The sequence below is a fragment of the Pseudoalteromonas sp. SCSIO 43210 genome (genome assembly GCF_054133285.1).
Genome location: NZ_CP087225.1, coordinates 4244866 through 4263149 on the forward strand (window position 1 = coordinate 4244866; position 18284 = coordinate 4263149).

Consider the following 18284-nt stretch of genomic DNA (forward strand, 5'->3'; position numbering starts at 1 on the left):
AGTGATGAATAACCCACAAACAACCGCAACCAAGGATGGTAACGCGCAAAACCAAGCTACTGAGCAGCCAAGCCAAAAGGACGATTGGCAAGATCATATTGCAAAGCTTTTAGAGTACTCTAAGCAACTCAAGGATGATTACCAGACCCAAGGAGAGATCACCCATCAGCTTGCTAAAGCTGAATGGCGGTTGTCGCTTAGATCGCTTGCATTGATCACTATATTTTTAGGCTGTTTTGCCAGTGGCTTGGTTTTGTTGTGGGCAGGATTTCTAGGTGCTGTTGGATACGGTGTATATGATCTCTTTGGGTCGGTATGGCTGAGTATTGCAACAGCTACTTCACTGCAAGTTGCTTGTTTAGTATGGCTTTGGAAAAACACAGTTTACCTAAGCAATAAAATTGGTTTTAGTAAAACACTTAAAAGCTTAAAGCAGCTATTAAATTTACATGGGAATTAGTATGTTAGTAGATAATTTGATTAAGGCCCCAAACAAAAACGTTCAAGCTCTTAGTAAGCAAATGGATATGCGCAGTGAATTAAAACGCCAACACCATGCGGCGTTTCAATATCGGTTAAAACGTTTTGCAGCAACTAAAGTAGGACTAACAAGTGCTTTTTTAGCCGGTGCTGCTGTACAAGCAGGGAAAAGCGAAACCAGCTTGGTTAGAAAATATGGCTGGCTTGTTAGGCTACTCGCTTAAAGATAAATACCTCTACCGTGATCAGATAAGTAATCAATACTTGGACCACTTGGCACAACTTGTGTCGGGTTGATCATTGTATGGCTAAAATAGTAATGACGTTTAATATGATAAAAATCAACTGTTTCGGCCACTCCTCTAACTTGATATAGATCTCTAAGATATCCGCTCAGTGCAGGGTAGCTTTCAATTGTGCGTAAATTACATTTAAAGTGACCAACGTACACACTATCAAACCGAATCAGCGTAGTGAATAAGCGCCAATCAGCCTCGGTGAGTCTGTTTCCGGCTAAATAACGCTGCTTGCTCAGAATCCCCTCTACTGTATCGAGTGCTTTAAATAAATCGTTAAACGCCTCTTCATACGCATCCTGAGTTGTTGCGAAACCCGTACGATAAACACCATTATTTATATTTGGATAAATCAACGCGTTTAATTCGTCAATTTTTGGTTGCAATTCTTCAGGATAAAAGTCATCGGTATTGCCAGTCAATTCATTAAATGCACTATTAAACATACGTATAATATCGGCAGACTCATTGCTGACAATTTTATTTAGCTTTTTATCCCACAATACGGGAACGGTTACCCGCCCGGAGTACTTTGGGTTATTTTTTGTATACACTTGATGTAAGTAGTTACTATTAAATAAAGCATCACCAGTACTGTGGTTTTGCGTATCAAAAGCCCAACCACTATCAAGCATATCAGGGCTAACAACCGACACAGTAATTAAATTTTCCAACCCTTTTAACGCTCTAAATATAAGCGTTCGATGCGCCCAAGGGCACGCAAGTGATACATATAAATGATACCGATTAGATTGGGCTTTAAAACCTGCGTCGCCCGTTATTCCAGCGCTACCATCACCAGTTATCCAATGACGTAACTGCGCAGCTTCACGCTCAAACTTTCCGTTACTTGAATCGGTGTCGTACCACTTATCTTGCCATTGACCATCAACTAATAATCCCATGAAACTCTCCTAAAAATAGGGTTAAATTTTGCCGAACTCGCCGTTTTGATAATCACGCACTGCTTGCTGTACTTCAGCTTGCGTCGTCATTACAAACGGCCCCATGTGAGCAATCGGTTGATTAAGTGGATCGCCTGCTAAAACCAAAACACGAGCGCCTTGCTCTGAGGTAATATTAATATTACTGTCTGGCTCTAAAATAAGTAACTTACCAGCTGGGATTGTTTGATCGTCGCTTGTTATTATTGAGCCGCTATGAATATAGATCATTACTTTTTGTTGGCTAAGAGGCTCCAAATGAACGCTTTTACCGGCGGGTAATGTAATGTCAGCAAGTAGAGCATTAGCAGCTAAACCCTGCAAACTACTTGTAAGCGTTTCACTTTCGAACTGCCACGATCCCGCAAGTGCTTTTAACGTCACACCGTGCGTATTTGTAAAACTCGGAGCTGAATTTTGCGTAGTATCTTGATAACGTGGATCGCGCATCTTATCCAAACTTGGCATGTTGATCCAAATTTGAAAGCCATGCAATCCATCAACGGTATCAGCGAGTGGCATCTCACTGTGCATAACGCCGCGCCCTGTACTCATCCATTGCACATCACCTGCTTTAATTGCTTTTTTGTTACCCATTTGGTCACGATGTTCAAAGCCACCTTTTAAAATATAAGTAAACGTTTCAATCCCTCGATGGGGATGCTCTGGAAAACCTCCCATATAATCTTTTTTGTCGTCTGACTTAAGTTCGTCAATCATTAAAAATGGATCTAAATATTTACCATCAAATCCTGGGATACGACTAATACTTACGCCATCGCCATCTTGAGTTGCATAAGCTGTAAGCACTTTTGATATTTTCATTTTTTAATTCACTTTAAAAAAGAAGTTGATGAGGGTATTAAATCATTCATTAAATAAAACAACTATGTCTTTAAATTGGTCATAACATTCTAAAAAATAGAAAGCTATGCTTTATTGTTCATATTTCAAACCTTGTATTACCGTGGTTATTTTTACTTATTTTTTAAATATCCGCTTTATCAATTACTTAAATTGCTGAGTAATTGATTGTCAATCCTGAAGTACTAATGCAAAGTTGTTTAATAATGATTGGTAAAATTAGAATGCAGCTTGCTTTCGACGGCTTTGGTACAGGCTCCTCATCACTTATTTACAATAAATGGATACGACTACTTAAAAATAGAAATGATTTTATGGCGTTTCGAAAAATAAAAAATCATTCTATCTAAATAATCCAACAAAAAGTTTAACTGTTACGCAATAAATAATGAGTCTATGCGGTCAAGTTATGCAATCAGATAAAAGTGGTAGTAAGATAAAATATGGCGAAAGCAACACTAGAGCAGTGGAGAATGTTTAAGGCTGTTGTTGACCATGGTGGATTTGCTGGTGCAAGTGCAGCTGTTCATAAAAGCCAGTCAACGGTTCATCACGCAGTGCAAAAACTAGAAGTCGCTTTGCAAATTAAATTACTTGAAGTAAAGGGTCGCAAAGCCTTTTTAACAGACAGCGGGAAACTTATTTTACGCCGCGCAGAGTTTTTAATTGAAGAAGCGAGTAAAATAGAATCTGTCGCCAATACGCTCAGCGAAGGTGTGGAGAGCACATTAAAAATTGCAGTTGATGAAGTATTCCCCCACCCCATTTTGTATCAAGCACTGGCCAGAACCAGTGAACTTTATCCGCTTTTAAAAATCGATTTAATAGAAAGCGTGTTAACGGGCGCTAACGAGTTATTAAATAATGCCGTTGTTGATTTAGCTATTTCTTCAATTCCTATTTACGGTATTAGTTGTAACCAGCTTTGTGATATAGAATTTGTCGCTGTAGCACACCCAAATCATCCGCTGCATCAGCGCACAGAGACTTTGTCATTTCGTGATTTAAAATTGTATAGGCAAATTGTAGTTCGTGATTCTGGCACGCAAACTAGCCATGATGAAGGTTGGCTAGGCGCAGATATGCGCTGGACGGTTAGTCATTTACGAAACTCTATTGATATGGTTAGCCAAAATTTAGGTTATGCATGGCTTCCTCGTACACAAGTATCTCACCTAATTGAAGAGGAAAAATTAAAAGTACTAAATCTAGAGCAAGGGACAACCCGTGCCCTTAAGTTATATTTAATGTGTAATGACACAGACAGACTAGGGCCTGCTGCACAAGAGTTTAAAGAGCAATTAATTAACCTGAGTTTAGATTAACAATCTTTAACTCATCGCCCTAAGTTATAGTAAATTAAATCACTTGTTTTTCACATCGAGGTGGTCGGCTACATATGCGCCTCGATTGCCTCTTTTTTTTGCGGGGCCTGTTGTGCTGTCTATCGCCGTTTGTTGTTCCGTTGCGGCGTTAGTCGAAGCGCCTAAAATAACAATATAGGCACTTATATAAAGCCACATTAACATAATAACTACCCCACCTAACGAGCCATAGGTTTCGTTATAGCTCGAAAAACGCGACACATAAAATGAAAAACCAATAGATGCCAAAATCCAAAGCACGGTAGCAATGGAGGATCCTATTGTGATCCAACGCCATTTAGCTGGCTTTCGGTGCGGGGCGTAGCGATATAAGAGCACTAATGTAAAATTAAATATTAAAGCCAATAATGGCCAAGAAATAAGCTTGATCAGTAAATCTATGCCTTCTTTAAGTCCAACTAAGTTAAGTACAATTGGCAAGATACCAATAATTATAAGTGAAAAAATAGCAACGATAATCGCACCCATAGAAAATAAAAAGCGCACTAGTAACGCTTTAAAAAATGAGCGTTTTTCGTATTCTCGATAACTAATATTACACGCAGTAATAAGCGCCTGACTCCCTTTAGAACTACTCCAAATAGTAAGTACTAAAGTTCCCAATGCACTGATACTTAAACTAGCGTTTGAACTTTGAGCAAGACTTGAAACTTGAGACAAAATGAGTTCTCGTGAGCTGTCAGGTAATAACGTAACAAACAAACTCAAATGTTCACTAATATCAGTAGGAGAGGAAAAATAAGCATAAATAGAAACAACGGCGGCAATAGCCGGAAAAATAGCAAGCAGTGCATAAAACGCAACTCCTGCAGCAACAAGCGATAAATTGTCCTCGTTCATTTGCTTAAAAATACGCTTAACAATATCCCACCAACCTACTACAGGAATATGCACAGGTTGGGCTGCTTGCTGCCCTCGTTTAGTCTCTTTCATTCTAAATCCCAAAATTTGTGTTACGTTATCTCAGCAAAATGTTTGCCAAGTTATATTGAACATTTGGTACTAAACTTGCTGCTAACAATTATAAAAACTAAACACGGATGACAGCCATGCCCAGTAGCCATGCAAACAACATAGTACAAAATAATGCCCCTCTCATAACACATAGTTTTGAAGGTGATATACTTTCATGGCATTTTTTCCACGAACAAAGTCTGCAATTACTGCACGCAACAGCGCAAATATTACCCACTCTATTACTTGGCACAGTCCTTTTAGTACTAAGCTATTTAATCGCAGGGCCGCTTTCGCGACTACTTATAAAACCCATCGATTATATGACCGACAGTAAACTCGTTCACTTAGTCGCAAGGCGCAGTATTAGCACCTTAATTATTTTATTAGGCGTGTACTTATTTTTACGTTTAGCTGGGCTTACTGAGTTTGCAGTCGCTATTATGAGTGGAACAGGATTAATAGGCTTAATATTAGGTTTCGCTTTTAGAGACATAGCAGAAAATTTCATCGCCAGTTTATTACTAAGCATACAAAGACCTTTTAAAATTGATGATGTAATAGAGGTAGATAATCGCTTAGGGATCGTTAAAAAAGTAACCGCACGCGCAACAACACTAGTGGATTACGATGGTAATCATATTCAAATACCAAATGCGACAGTGTACAAAAACACCATTAAAAATCTCACCGCCAATCCCAAAATGCGCGGTAAAGTAGAAATAGGTATTGGCTATGATAACGATATACGCAATGCACAAACTCTCGCACTCGACATTGCCAATCAGCAAAGTGCCGTACTAAGCGACCCACCAGCGCAAGTATTAATAAAAAACCTTGGCTCATCCACTATTAACTTTACCTTGTTCTTTTGGGTTAATAGCGAGCAGCACAGCCCATTAAAAGTAGGCTCACAACTTATGCGAGAACTTGTAAACGAATTTACAAAGCACAATATCAGCATGCCTGACGACGCAAGAGAGCGTATTTTACTTACCCCTGCTAACGAAACTATTTTTGGTTCAGAGCAAAAACAATCACCAAAAGTAAAAAACATAGTTAACGAAACAGACGATAAAACTAAAACACTCGATGATGTGAGCAGTGATACTGACGAAATACGTGAACAAGCAGATAAATCAAGAGATCCTGAACAAGGAAAAAATATTATTTAACCTGAGCTCTGATTAAGAGATTTTCAGTGAAAACAAGGCTAATTTACGCGTTAATAGCTGGCCTACTGCAAATAAATTTATTGCAGTTCGCGCTGACAATAACTGCTTGAGATAGATTTATTATCTAGAGTTCAGGTTCTTTATTATAAACACTGCGCATTTGCAGCTTAGCTTGCTAAAATAGGAAAAAATATGTTTTAAGTAAAACAATATGGCATTAACTACTACCTATACACTTGATAGACCTTACTTTTATGAATGCTTCGATGAGTCGCTTCCTTATAGTAAACGTGCGCAACCTAAATATTTTCTACTCATGCTATTAACAGCACTGGGTTTGTTTGGTATTTATGGTTTAAATGATCATTACTTAGGTTCTTTTTTAATCATGCTGGCAATTCTTGAATGCGTTGCCTTTTACTATCGCCGTCCTTGGTGGGTAACCAGACAAATGCTCAGCAGAGCATCTGGCTCAGAAGTCACCCTTACTTTTGATGACGAAGGCATTAAATCGGTTAATCATTACAAAAACTATCAATTAGTATGGCAAGATATAAACGAAGTTATAGATACAGAGCGCGGATTATTATTAAAAAATAAACATGGTATGCAATATATTTCAAAACAAATTTTAAGCCCCGAAATTATTAATTATATAAACAAAAAAGCCACTCGATGAGTGGCTTTTTTGTTTAGCTAAGTAAATTACTTAGCTATTTTATACCAATCTGCTTATATATGAGGTCTATTTAACGTTGAGAAAATTACGCTAGAACTAGGCAAAAATTTTTGTATCTAGTTGTTCTAAATAAAAAATTTTTAACGACGTTATAGTGCAATTTAATTCGTTAAATTGATCAAGGATTTATGCAGTTTGGTATTACATGTTGATTAAGCATTGCCCGGCTCAGGGTTAGACTTTTCAGCTTGTATACGCATGTAAATTTCTTCACGATGCACTGATACGTCTTTTGGTGCGTTAACACCGATTCGAACTTGATTTCCTTTAACACCTAGAACGGTAACTGTTACTTCGTCACCAATCATTAGGGTTTCACCTACTCTACGAGTTAGTATTAGCATTCTATTGCTCCCATGTTCCAATAAAAATTATAAGATTCCGCTTAAACATACTAATAAAAATTAGACTGAAAAGTAAGTAAAAACTCCCAATCTATTCATTTTCTGTTAAAAATACTTTGTGTAATGCACGAACAGCCAACTCTAAGTACTTTTCATCTATTAAAACTGAAATTTTAATCTCGGATGTTGAAACTAAAACTACATTAATGTTTTCTTGCGCTAATGCTTCAAAAAATAGACTCGCGACACCAGAATGCGATTTCATACCCATACCAACAGCAGACACTTTTGCCACTGTGGTTAATCCGCATATACTTTGAACACTTAATTGAACTTGCTGCTCAGTGAGCAATTCAATTGCTTGCAGGTAATCATTCGTGTGCACAGTAAAAGCATAGTCTATTTTTTCAAAGTTATGATTAACTTGATTAATCATATCTATTTCGATGCCATTTTCGGCAAAAAGTTTCAATATTTTTGAAAGATATTGCGTACCCGTTGGCACACCTTGTACCTTAATTAAACATTCGTCACGATTAAACGCAATCCCCGATACAACCTTGCTTGGCATATCGTTCTCCTCAAAACTTATTAATGTACCTTCATCGGGATTAAAGCTCGAAAGCACCCTAAGTGGCACATCATGTTTGCCTGCGGCTTCTACTGAGCGAATATGCAAAACTTTCGCCCCTAAACTTGCCAGTTCTAGCATTTCGGCAAAGGTAACTTGGCTCATTCTGCGCGCGTTAGGTTCAACACGAGGATCTGTAGTATATACGCCGTCAACGTCTGTATAGATCTGGCATTCGTCAGCTTTTATAGCCGCAGCTATTTCCACAGCCGATGTATCGGTGCCACCGCGCCCAAGCGTTGTAATGTTGCCCTCAACATCACGCCCCTGAAACCCAGCAATAATAGCAATACGATTATGCTCAAGCTCATGCTTCAAACGCGTAGCAGCAACCTCTGCAATACGAGCTTTACCAAACATGTTATCGGTTAAAATATTGACTTGATCGGCTAATAAGCTCACAGCAGAGTGGCCACGTTTTATAATAGCCATAGCAAGTAGTGATACAGAAACCTGCTCTCCGGTGCTAATAAGTACATCTAGTTCACGGCTACTCGGGCGAGTATCAATTTGTTTGGCGAGATTAATTAAGCGGTTGGTTTCTCCCGACATAGCAGAGAGCACCACAACCACTTGATGTCCTTGTTGTCTGGTTTTAACAACAAGGTCGGCGACCGCTTCAATTCGCTCTATTGAGCCGACCGAAGTGCCACCGAACTTTTGAACAATAAGCGCCACTTAGGCTTAAGTACGCTCAGTTAACCAAGCTGTAACGCTATCTAGTGCAGCAGCAAGGTTTTGTGGCTCACTACCACCGGCTTGTGCCATATCTGGACGACCGCCACCTTTACCACCTACTTGGCCTGCCATGTGGTTAACTAACTCACCGGCTTTTACTTTGCCTGTTAAGTCTTTAGTTACACCGGCAATTAGGCTTACTTTGTCGCCACTGGCAACACCGAGGGCAATAACACCTGAGCCAATTTTGTTTTTAAGGTCATCAACCATACCGCGCAGTGCTTTAGATTCAGTACCTTCAACGTTTGCTACAAGTAGCTTAACGCCGTTAATTTCAACAATCGAATCAAGTAAAGACGCACCCGCTGCACTTGCCAACTTATCGTTAAGTTGCGCAATTTGCTTTTCAAGACCTTTAGACTTTTCAAGTAACGCGGTTACTTTTTCAAGTACCGATGCGCTATCACCTTTAACTAAAGCTGCAACATCGCTAAGTTGTTGCTCTTGCTCGCTAACATAAGCAACTGCATCTGCACCAGTTACCGCTTCAATACGGCGAACGCCTGCGGCAATACCACTTTCAGATACAATTTTGAATAAACCAATATCGCCAGCGCGCTCAACGTGAGTACCACCGCAAAGCTCAATAGAGTAGTCGCCAATAGTAACTACACGTACTTCGTCATCGTACTTTTCGCCAAACAATGCCATAGCACCTTTCGCTTTAGCATCATCAATAGCCATAAGCTCAGTATTAAGTGCAAAGTTACGACGAATTTCGTCATTAACTACACGCTCAATTTCACGTAGCTCATCTTTAGTAACTGCTTCAAAGTGCGAAAAGTCAAAACGTAAACGATCTGGCTGAACAAGTGAGCCTTTTTGGCCTACATGGTCGCCTAATAATTGGCGTAGTGCTTCGTGTAAAATATGTGTAGCTGTGTGGTTTTTCTTAATGCTGTCGCGGCGCGTATCATCAATAGTCGCATCCACTTTATCGTTAACACCAATGCGGCCTTGCACAGTACCGTGGTGAGCAAAAGCATTACCAAGTTTAGTGGTATTAGTAACATTAAATTCGCCACCAGCAACTGTAATAGTACCCGTGTCACCCGTTTGACCGCCTGATTCAGCGTAAAACGGTGTGCGGTCTAGTACTACAATACCTTGTTGACCATCTTCTAATAACTGAACAGCTTCGCCACCGGCAAAAATTTCAATAACGGTCGCGCTGTAATGTGTGCTGTCGTAACCTTTAAAGTCAGTGTGTTTATCTGATTTTAATTGGTCATTGTAATCAGCACCAAACTTACCCGCTTGTTGCGCTGTTTTACGTTGTACAGCCATGCATTCTTCAAAGCCTTGATGATCAATTGTCATCTGGCGCTCACGCGCAACATCGGCCGTTAAATCAGCTGGAAAACCGTACGTATCGTAAAGTTTAAATACTAAGTCGCCCGGTATAATATCGCCTTTAAGGTCGCTTAAGCTTTCTTCTAAAATAGCTAAGCCACGCTCAAGTGTTTTACCAAACTGTTCTTCTTCAATGCGTAATACTTTTTCAATAATTTCTTGTTGCTTAGCAAGCTCAGGGTACGCTTGACCCATTTGCTCAATTAGCGCAGCAACTAATTTATAGAAAAACGAACCTTGTGCACCTAACTTGTTACCGTGGCGCACAGCACGACGAATAATACGGCGCAGTACATAACCACGACCTTCGTTAGATGGCATAACACCGTCTGAGATTAAAAACGCACACGAACGAATATGATCCGCCACTACGCGTAGTGACTTGTCGTCCATGTCTTGTGCATTAGTAACACTTGCAGCAGCGGCAATTAAGCCTTGGAATAAATCGATTTCGTAGTTTGAATGCACGCCCTGCAAAATAGCAGCAATACGCTCAAGGCCCATTCCCGTATCAACAGATTGCTTAGGTAGAGGCAACATTGTACCGTCGCTTTGACGGTTATATTGCATAAATACAAGGTTCCAAATTTCGATGAAACGGTCGCCGTCTTCCTCAGGAGAGCCCGGAGGTCCGCCCCAAATATGCTCGCCATGGTCATAAAATATTTCAGAACACGGACCACACGGACCAGTATCGCCCATAGACCAAAAGTTGTCTGAGGTCGCAATACGAATAATACGATCCTCAGGTAAGCCAATTTCGTTAGCCCAGTAACCAAACGCTTCTTCATCATCGTGATAAATAGTTACTAAAAGTTTTTCTTTAGGTAGGCTTACTACCTCAGTTAAAAACTCCCATGCAAACTTAATCGCGTCTTGCTTAAAGTAATCACCAAAGCTGAAGTTACCTAACATTTCAAAAAATGTATGGTGGCGAGCAGTGTAGCCTACGTTTTCTAAATCGTTATGCTTACCGCCAGCACGTACACAGCGCTGCGAGCTTGTCGCACGTGTATAAGGGCGGCTTTCTGCGCCTAAAAATACATCTTTAAATTGCACCATGCCGGCATTGTTAAATAACAACGTGGCATCGTTACCCGGTATAAGCGAGCTAGAAGGTACTATTTGATGTTGCTTGCTGGCAAAAAAGTCTAAAAACTGTTGCCTAATTTGTGCGGTAGTCATGTGCTGCATTTGAAAGTCTCACCTGTATTTACTGTGCTTGCATTGCAAAATTAATTTCATCGTAGCTAAAACCCCGATACATTAAGTAGCGCACGCGCTTAGCTTTATCTTTGTAATCGAGATCTGGCGGTGTATTTGAATATTTTTTATTGTACGCATCCTGCGCAAGCTCAAACCAATCTATTTCAAGCTCTTCAACTACCAATTCAAGTAGCGAACGATCAATCCCTTTGCCCATAGCTTCGCTTTTTATTCGCTTAAGCCCGTGGCATTTAAATATGTGTTTTCTTACAAAGCCTTCACAGTATCGCTGCTCGTTAATAAAATTGTGCTTTTCGCACCAATCAAGCAGCGTTTCAATAAACTCTTCTGTCGCTTCTTTTTGCTGTAATTTGAGCGTTAACTCACGACGCGAATATTCTTGGCGCCCTAGTAACCAAAGTACATAGTTTTTTAGTTTTTGCTTTAATTTATCATCCATTAAGCGTCAAAACGCCCGCTTGTTTCACTACTAAGTGGCTTAACATTAATGTCGTCACTCGGTGGTACAACAGGCATAAAAATGGCTTGATAAGATACAAAAAAGCTAATGTAGCAAATCGGCATTAAAATCAACAGTGGTAAGAACGATAAGAACATCGAAAGCGCCATAAATAATGCGCAAATAAGACCAAAAACGCCAAGTGGCAAAATATTATGATAAAACACCATTAACGACTTTTTCAGCGCCGTTAAAATGCGTGTTTCTTTACTAAAATAAACAAGCGGTACAGCGTAAGCAAACGCCGTTAAATAAATTAGCATTGCCATAAAAAATAAAATTACATTCGCGCCCGAAATACTCTCAAGCATTTGTTCAAGTGCTACGTTTGGATCAAGTCCCGGTTGACTCATAACCGCCACTGCATCGGCAAATAAGCCATTAGCAAGTAACGCCATTAAAATGCCCGCACCCATTTGATAAAGTGCTAAACGCAATAACCCTAAACGATTTCCCTTAGCCGTAAATGGCTTGAGAATATCGGCTAGCATAATTTTTCCGCCCTGCTGCTTACTAAGCACCGCTTGGTAAAACCCTGCGGTTAAAAATGGCGTAGCTAGCGCTGCTACCACTTGCAGTAAAGGTAAAAATAAAGACAGCAGCCCTACAATGCCAATAAATAAATGCATAAAAATAAAGGTTGCTGGCTGGGTTTTAAAAATAAGCCATCCGGCTTTTAACCACTTTAGCCCTGCATCGGCTTTAAAAATTCGTAATTGTGTAGACATACTTACTCTTAATTTAAAACGAAACACGCCAAGTATAACTTGGCGTGAGGGGGTATTAATAGACGAAACGTAATTAAATGATTAAGGTTTTTTAATTTTCTTAATATCTAACATATGCGCGCCATGCTTAATTTTTGTTTCTAGGTACGATTTATTACCCGCAACACCCGCTTTAATGTGTGCATGCGTGCCCACAACCGAGTCAACACTAATACCGGCATCCTTTAATGCATTAAGCTTCTTAGGATTATTGGTCATTAATTTAACGTGGCTTAAATTAAGCGCATTAAGCATTAATACCGCATCCGAAAAGTCACGTAAATCATCAGCAAAGCCTAAGTGATTATTAGCTTCGTAGGTGTTCATCCCTTGCGATTGCAGTACATAAGCGTCAATTTTGTTGTATAAACCAATGCCACGGCCTTCTTGGCGTAAATACAATAAAATACCGCCTTGCTCGTGCATCATTTCAATACATTCATTTAGCTGCTCGCCACAATCACAACGCGATGAGTAAAACACATCACCCGTTAAACACTCAGAATGCATACGAATAAGCGGTACATCTTGCTCTGTATCAGCGTTGTTAAACACCATAGCAATATGTTCTTTACCATCTTTTAAATCAGTAAATGAGATTATTTCTGCAGGGATATCACTATTTCTGCCAACATTAAGCTGGACTCTTGCTCTTACTTGCGCCACGACAAATCCAAATATTTAAATAACTACGACACGACAATAAAGTGATAATATCACAAAATAGGATAAATACACCGTAGTACAAGACTTTTTATGGCAAATATATGGCGACGATAAGCGTTATTTTCAATGACAGTTAGCAATAAATTGATGCAAATAACAGCCAATGTTATTTACGTTGATTTACCTTAATCAGTGGCACTTAAGGACACGTTTGGTATTTTGTATTTTAAACAACGATAGGGATTATTATGAAACGTCAGCAACTCGCTTTATTTATGGGCTTAAGTTTATCTGCTTTAAGCGCAACAACTTTAAGTACTACAGTACTCGCCAGCCAAGTAAGCGATCCTCAAGCGGTATTTAGCCAAGCATATCAAAGCTATTTAGCGGCAGTTAAAGCAGACGAAAACGTACAACAAACAGCCAAACTTGCTTACACATCAGGTAAAGCCGTTTATGGTGAAAGCTCAGATAACACCGCTAACTTAGCTATTAACTACGCTAAAGCTATTAAAGGCTACGGCAATGAGCTAAACGAACAGCGTTTTTCACTTTATAATAAAGCACATGCTATTTTAGCTGCAAATCACGGCAAACAATCAATAGAAACAGTTGATGCACTGCTCGGCCAAGCTAACTACACAACATCGGCTTACAAAGCAGCTAACTTTTTAGAACAAATAATAGATATAGCTAAAACACAAAATAAACCTAAATTTGTAGCCGACATGAAACTAGAAGCGGCATCACTGCTTGCTAAAAAGTTTAGCTCTAAAAAATATCGCGAAGCGAAAAACTACCTAGAAGAAGCCGACGAGTACTACCAGGAAAACTTACCTGAAAACTCACTAGAGCGTATAAAAGCCGATTTTTTAATGGCCTCATTCGCAGAAGGTCGTAAAAAATACAATCAAGCGATTGAAAGGCTAAACCGTATAGTGAATGTATTCGATAGTAACTTAAACTTTGATCACAGCGCAGAGCTAAGCGCTCACTCTAAGCTTATTGGCCTGTACGAAAAACAAGGTAAAAGCGAAGAAGCAACTAAACATTGCCTAGCAATTGCTAAAATGGTGCCATGGAAAGAATCGCAAGAGCAAACGCCGCTTTACCGTGTTAACCCTAAATATCCAGTTAACAAAGCCAGATTTAGTACCGATGGTAGCGTTGTTATGGAGTTTGAGGTAGACGCAGCTGGCTTTGTAAAAAACCCAAAAGTACTTAGCTCTGAAGGCGGCAGCGCATTTGAAAAATCAGCCAAAGCAGCGCTTGAGCAATGGCGTTACGCGCCAAAGTTTGAAAATGGCAAACCCGTTAGCGCTATTTCTCAGGTACAACTCGACTTTAAAATTAATCGCCATTAAAAGCGGCTCATTAAAAAAGGCGCTTTAAGCGCCTTTTTTAATACTAACTAATACAAACCCTACGTAGTTAAAATTCGTAACTTAAACTAATACCGCCATCTGCTCTATTTTCATTGCTGTCACTTGTTTTACCGTAGCCTACATCTAATTCCAGTCTAAAACCGGCATTGTTTAATCCATTAAAGTTATAGCTGTAAGTAAGCCCTATGCCGTTAGTTGTTTCCTCATCAAAAATACTGCCAATTGCGCAGCCTAGCGTATTAGCAAAGTCAGTTGCTATATCATTTGTTGAACTTTCACATTCTTGGTCTGTATCTCTTGCGCCAATAGCGCCCAAAAGCGCGCCAAATGCATGCTTTTTATTATCGCTTACTGCTTGTTCAAAACCTGCTGAAAATCCATCATCAAGGCCTATTTTATAGTTTGCATACCAACGTTGTTGATTCTCATTAGCCGATAAAGACACTTCTGGAATAACTAAGTAAGGATAGCCACCCCCAATCGAAAAACTAACATCGTTAGCAAAAGTAGAACAAGAAGCGATAGATAAAGTGAGTAGTAATATTTTTGTTTTCATAAAATTCCCTTTGAGTAAGCACCAAATGTACCTAGTTTAGTTCCTTTTCACAATGTAACAAAAGTCCTAACCGTGCTTTTTGTGATTTTAAAACTTCCTGTTGCGATTAAAGCTGGCTTCTCTTCCTAGCTAGAAGTTTCAGTAGTACGCTGATTTTAATATGGTTATTCTCCATACATAGGCGATAACGCAAGAGCAGTTGCCGAACCGACTAGGTTACACACCTCTCGCCGCGATTAAATACTCCTTAGATAGAACAAATTTTAATCCTGAAAGACCAATAAACTCTAAACCACATTAACTGTATTTAATTTAAAAAAGACTTTAGTAGAGCAATAATAAATACAGATAATGCATGTAAATAATCATAATTTATGGTGAAATTAGCTTAATTGATAAAAGGTACCCACGGAGCTTTCATGACTATTTTAGTAACCGGTGGCGCAGGCTATATTGGCTCGCACACTGTTTTAGAACTTTTACAGCAAGGTAATGATGTTGTTGTTATTGATAATTTGAGCAATTCATCGCAAGAATCTCTTGCTCGTGTTAAAAAAATCACAGGTAAAGATACTACCTTTTACCAAGGTGATATTCTCGATAAAGCTTTTTTAGATTCAGTGTTTGCTAAACACTCTATTGATAGCGTTATACATTTTGCAGGCTTGAAATCGGTTGGTGAATCAGTGGCTAAACCAATTGAATACTACCAAAATAATGTACAAGGTACGTTAACGCTTGTTGATGCAATGCGCGAAGCTGGTGTATTTAAATTAGTATTTAGTTCATCAGCTACCGTTTATGGTGACCCTGCTAGTTTACCAATTAAAGAAGACTTCCCTGTGGGCGGTACTACAAACCCTTACGGCACATCTAAGCTGATGGTTGAAATGATGCTGCAAGATATCGCTAAATCAGACGAGCGTTTTGCGTTTGCTATTTTGCGTTACTTTAACCCTGTTGGCGCACATGAATCGGGCCTAATTGGTGAAGATCCTAACGGTATCCCAAATAATCTTTTACCGTTTATTGCACAGGTTGCTGTGGGTAAATTAAAGCAACTTGCTGTATTTGGCGATGACTACGACACAGTTGACGGTACAGGTGTGCGCGACTATATACACGTTGTAGATTTAGCAATTGGCCATTTAAAAGCGCTTGATAAAATTGCCAGCAGCACGGGGGCATTAGTTTATAATCTGGGCACTGGTAACGGGTATTCTGTACTGCAAATGGTTAATGCATTTATTAAAGCCAGCGATCAGGCTGTGCCATATCAGGTTTCACCTCGCCGCTCAGGCGATATAGCCGCCTGTTATGCAGCACCAGAAAAAGCACTTAATGAACTTGGTTGGGAAGCGGTGCGTGGCATTGATGAAATGATGCAAGATACATGGCGTTGGCAGTCAAATAACCCCAACGGTTATAAAGGTTAAGTAAAAAGTATTTTATAAGCTTTGCCTGTTACACCAGCAGGTAAAGCGCCCTTTACACTCTATGTAAATAAATTATCTAAAACGCTATTGCACAAAAAAAAGAGAATAAAGGTAAGTGAGAAGACACCAAAGCATGAGATTACGAGCGTTGCTCGTCACGCCAGCAAGCTGTGCGTCTACACGTAAATCAAACCACACTGTAAAACTTTGCCTGTAGGCGTAGAGCTTGCTCACGCGAAAAGCGCAGCTTTTAATATCTACAACTGATAGCTAAGCTACTCTTTATGAATAAATCATTTAAATAAATTACGAGCGTTGCTCGTCACGCCAGCAAGCTGTGCGTCTACACGTAAATCAAACCACACTGTAAAACTTTGGCTGTAGCCGTGGAGCTTGCTCACGCGAAAAGCGCAGCTTTTAATACCTACAACTGATAGCTAAGCTACTCTTTATGAATAAATCATTTAAATAAATTACGAGCGTTGCTCGTCACGCCAGCAAGCTGCGCGTCTACACGTAAATCAAACCACACTGTAAAACTTTGCCGGTAGGCGTAGAGCTTGCTCACGCGAAAAGCGCAGCTTTTAATATCTACAACTGATAGCTAAGCTACTCTTTATGAATAAATCATTTAAATAAATTACGAGCGTTGCTCGTCACGCCAGCAAGCTGTGCGTCTACACGTTAATCAAACCACACTGTAAAACTTTGGCTGTAGGCGTAGAGCTTGCTCACGCGAAAAGCGCAGCTTTTAATATCTACAACTGATAGCTAAGCTACTCTTTATGAATAAATCATTTAAATAAATTACGAGCGTTGCTCGTCACGCCAGCAAGCTGTGCGTCTACACGTAAATCAAACCACACTGTAAAACTTTGCCTGTAGGCGTAGAGCTTGCTCACGCGAAAAGCGCAGCTTTTAATATCTACAACTGATTGCTAAGTTAGCTCGTCACGCCAGCAAGCTGCGCGTCTACACGTAAATCAAACCACACTGTAAAACTTTGCCTGTAGGCGTAGAGCTTGCTCACGCAAAAAGCGCAGCTTTTAATTACTTATATCTAAATCTAACACTTAATAACGAGTATCTTCGTTATGTCTGTGCCCACTGCCTAAGCAAATTATGATAAACCCCCGTTAACTGAATAATCTCAGGGCTATCTTCTACTTTGCTGCGCAAACTTTGAATCGATGTATCTAAATCAAATAATAAACCACGTTTTTCGTCGCTATTAACCATGCTTTGCAACCAAAAAAATGAGGCTAACCTTCGCCCACTTGTAACTGGCATTACACGGTGCAGGCTGGTTGATGGGTACAACACCATACTCCCAGCTGGTAATTTTACGCTGTGCGATCCATACGTATCTTCAATAACTAATTCTCCACCCTCATAATCTTCAGGCTCATTAATAAAAAGCGTCATTGATACATCTGTTCGTACTTTTACAGGCGTACCAGGAACCTGCCTAATGGCATTATCTACATGCACACCAAACGATTGTCCGCCTTGATAACAGTTAAATAATGGAGGAAATATTTTTGCAGGAAGTGCTGCCGACATAAACAAATTGCTACGAGCGAGAGCTGCCATAATAATGTCGCCAAGCTCTTGGCATTCAGGACTATTTTCAGGTAACTGTAAGTTGTTTTTAGCTTTCGTTGATTGATGCCCAGCCGTAATACTACCATCTGCCCACTGTGCTTTTAGTAAAACCTCATGACAATAAGCAACTTCTTCTTTAGTTAACAACTCTGGTATTTTAACTAACATGTGCGCCCTCTCACATAATAAAAAGAAAGGGCAGAAATTTCTGCCCTTAATGATTATGTACTCTTAAAGTAA

Annotated in this window: 18 protein-coding genes; 7 read left to right on the forward strand and 11 right to left on the reverse strand. The window is 39.6% G+C overall.

The features are described from left to right. Positions 1-4: 4 nt before the first annotated feature. Together LOS73_RS18515 and LOS73_RS18520 are read left to right on the forward strand one after the other, a co-directional pair. Entirely contained in the window at positions 5-460 is a 456-nt protein-coding gene (locus LOS73_RS18515) for a threonine/serine exporter family protein (RefSeq protein ID WP_149614404.1), read from the forward strand. Position 461: 1 nt separating this feature from the next. After that, positions 462-704 (forward strand): hypothetical protein, encoded by a 243-nt coding sequence (locus LOS73_RS18520; RefSeq protein ID WP_007376988.1) that lies wholly within the window; start codon positions 462-464, stop codon positions 702-704. Here LOS73_RS18520 and LOS73_RS18525 read toward each other — a convergent pair. Together LOS73_RS18525 and LOS73_RS18530 are read right to left on the reverse strand one after the other, a co-directional pair. Continuing rightward, on the reverse strand, positions 701-1681 hold the full coding sequence (locus tag LOS73_RS18525; RefSeq protein WP_457934105.1) for a glutathione S-transferase family protein: 981 nt from the start codon (positions 1679-1681) through the stop codon (positions 701-703). The genes LOS73_RS18520 and LOS73_RS18525 overlap by 4 nt on opposite strands. 21 nt (positions 1682-1702) lie before the next feature. Then, positions 1703-2545, reverse strand: a complete 843-nt coding sequence (locus tag LOS73_RS18530) for a pirin family protein (RefSeq protein ID WP_457934106.1) — start codon at positions 2543-2545, stop codon at positions 1703-1705. 482 nt (positions 2546-3027) lie between these two features. Between LOS73_RS18530 and LOS73_RS18535 the strand changes: the two genes are divergently transcribed. After that, positions 3028-3909 carry a LysR family transcriptional regulator gene (locus LOS73_RS18535; protein ID WP_008135010.1) on the forward strand — a complete coding sequence of 294 codons (882 nt, stop codon included), beginning with the start codon at positions 3028-3030 and terminating at the stop codon, positions 3907-3909. A gap of 39 nt (positions 3910-3948) precedes the next feature. Here the strand turns inward: LOS73_RS18535 and LOS73_RS18540 are convergent, their stop codons facing one another. Next, positions 3949-4902: a YihY/virulence factor BrkB family protein gene (locus tag LOS73_RS18540; protein ID WP_457934107.1), complete on the reverse strand. Its 954-nt coding sequence runs from the start codon at positions 4900-4902 to the stop codon at positions 3949-3951. Between the two features lie 116 nt (positions 4903-5018). Here LOS73_RS18540 and LOS73_RS18545 point away from each other — a divergent pair, with 116 nt between their 5' ends. Next, positions 5019-6098 carry a mechanosensitive ion channel family protein gene (locus LOS73_RS18545; protein WP_149614401.1) on the forward strand — a complete coding sequence of 360 codons (1080 nt, stop codon included), beginning with the start codon at positions 5019-5021 and terminating at the stop codon, positions 6096-6098. Positions 6099-6309: 211 nt separating this feature from the next. Next, entirely contained in the window at positions 6310-6777 is a 468-nt protein-coding gene (locus tag LOS73_RS18550) for a YcxB family protein (RefSeq protein ID WP_457934108.1), read from the forward strand. A 212-nt stretch (positions 6778-6989) separates the two neighbouring features. On the opposite strand, the gene csrA is transcribed toward LOS73_RS18550, so the two are convergent. The 6 genes from csrA to LOS73_RS18580 form a co-directional block, all read right to left on the reverse strand. After that, positions 6990-7181, reverse strand: a complete 192-nt coding sequence (gene csrA, locus LOS73_RS18555; RefSeq protein ID WP_011327236.1) for a carbon storage regulator CsrA — start codon at positions 7179-7181, stop codon at positions 6990-6992. 91 nt (positions 7182-7272) lie between these two features. Further along, complete coding sequence (locus LOS73_RS18560; RefSeq protein ID WP_457934109.1) at positions 7273-8490, reverse strand: aspartate kinase; 1218 nt, start codon at positions 8488-8490, stop codon at positions 7273-7275. A gap of 6 nt (positions 8491-8496) precedes the next feature. Further along, positions 8497-11097 (reverse strand): alanine--tRNA ligase, encoded by a 2601-nt coding sequence (gene alaS, locus LOS73_RS18565; RefSeq protein WP_457934110.1) that lies wholly within the window; start codon positions 11095-11097, stop codon positions 8497-8499. Between the two features lie 19 nt (positions 11098-11116). Further along, positions 11117-11569, reverse strand: coding sequence for a regulatory protein RecX (locus LOS73_RS18570; protein ID WP_033031909.1), 453 nt, complete (start codon positions 11567-11569; stop codon positions 11117-11119). Then, complete coding sequence (locus LOS73_RS18575) at positions 11569-12357, reverse strand: BPSS1780 family membrane protein (RefSeq protein ID WP_007378958.1); 789 nt, start codon at positions 12355-12357, stop codon at positions 11569-11571. Before LOS73_RS18575 ends, LOS73_RS18570 begins: the two co-directional genes overlap by 1 nt. Positions 12358-12438: 81 nt before the next feature. Next, positions 12439-13062, reverse strand: a complete 624-nt coding sequence (locus tag LOS73_RS18580; protein ID WP_007378959.1) for a GTP cyclohydrolase II — start codon at positions 13060-13062, stop codon at positions 12439-12441. Between the two features lie 248 nt (positions 13063-13310). On the opposite strand from LOS73_RS18580, the gene LOS73_RS18585 reads away from it, so the two are divergent. Continuing rightward, a complete protein-coding gene (locus LOS73_RS18585) occupies positions 13311-14426 on the forward strand; it encodes an energy transducer TonB (RefSeq protein ID WP_033031911.1) in 1116 nt (371 codons plus the stop codon). 67 nt (positions 14427-14493) lie between these two features. Here LOS73_RS18585 and LOS73_RS18590 read toward each other — a convergent pair whose 3' ends face one another. After that, on the reverse strand, positions 14494-15003 hold the full coding sequence (locus LOS73_RS18590; RefSeq protein WP_033031913.1) for a hypothetical protein: 510 nt from the start codon (positions 15001-15003) through the stop codon (positions 14494-14496). Positions 15004-15422: 419 nt separating this feature from the next. Between LOS73_RS18590 and galE the strand changes: the two genes are divergently transcribed. Further along, a complete protein-coding gene (gene galE, locus LOS73_RS18595; protein WP_337150751.1) occupies positions 15423-16439 on the forward strand; it encodes a UDP-glucose 4-epimerase GalE in 1017 nt (338 codons plus the stop codon). A gap of 1092 nt (positions 16440-17531) precedes the next feature. On the opposite strand, the gene LOS73_RS18600 is transcribed toward galE, so the two are convergent. Further along, entirely contained in the window at positions 17532-18212 is a 681-nt protein-coding gene (locus LOS73_RS18600) for a Fe2+-dependent dioxygenase (RefSeq protein ID WP_033031917.1), read from the reverse strand. Positions 18213-18284: the final 72 nt, after the last annotated feature.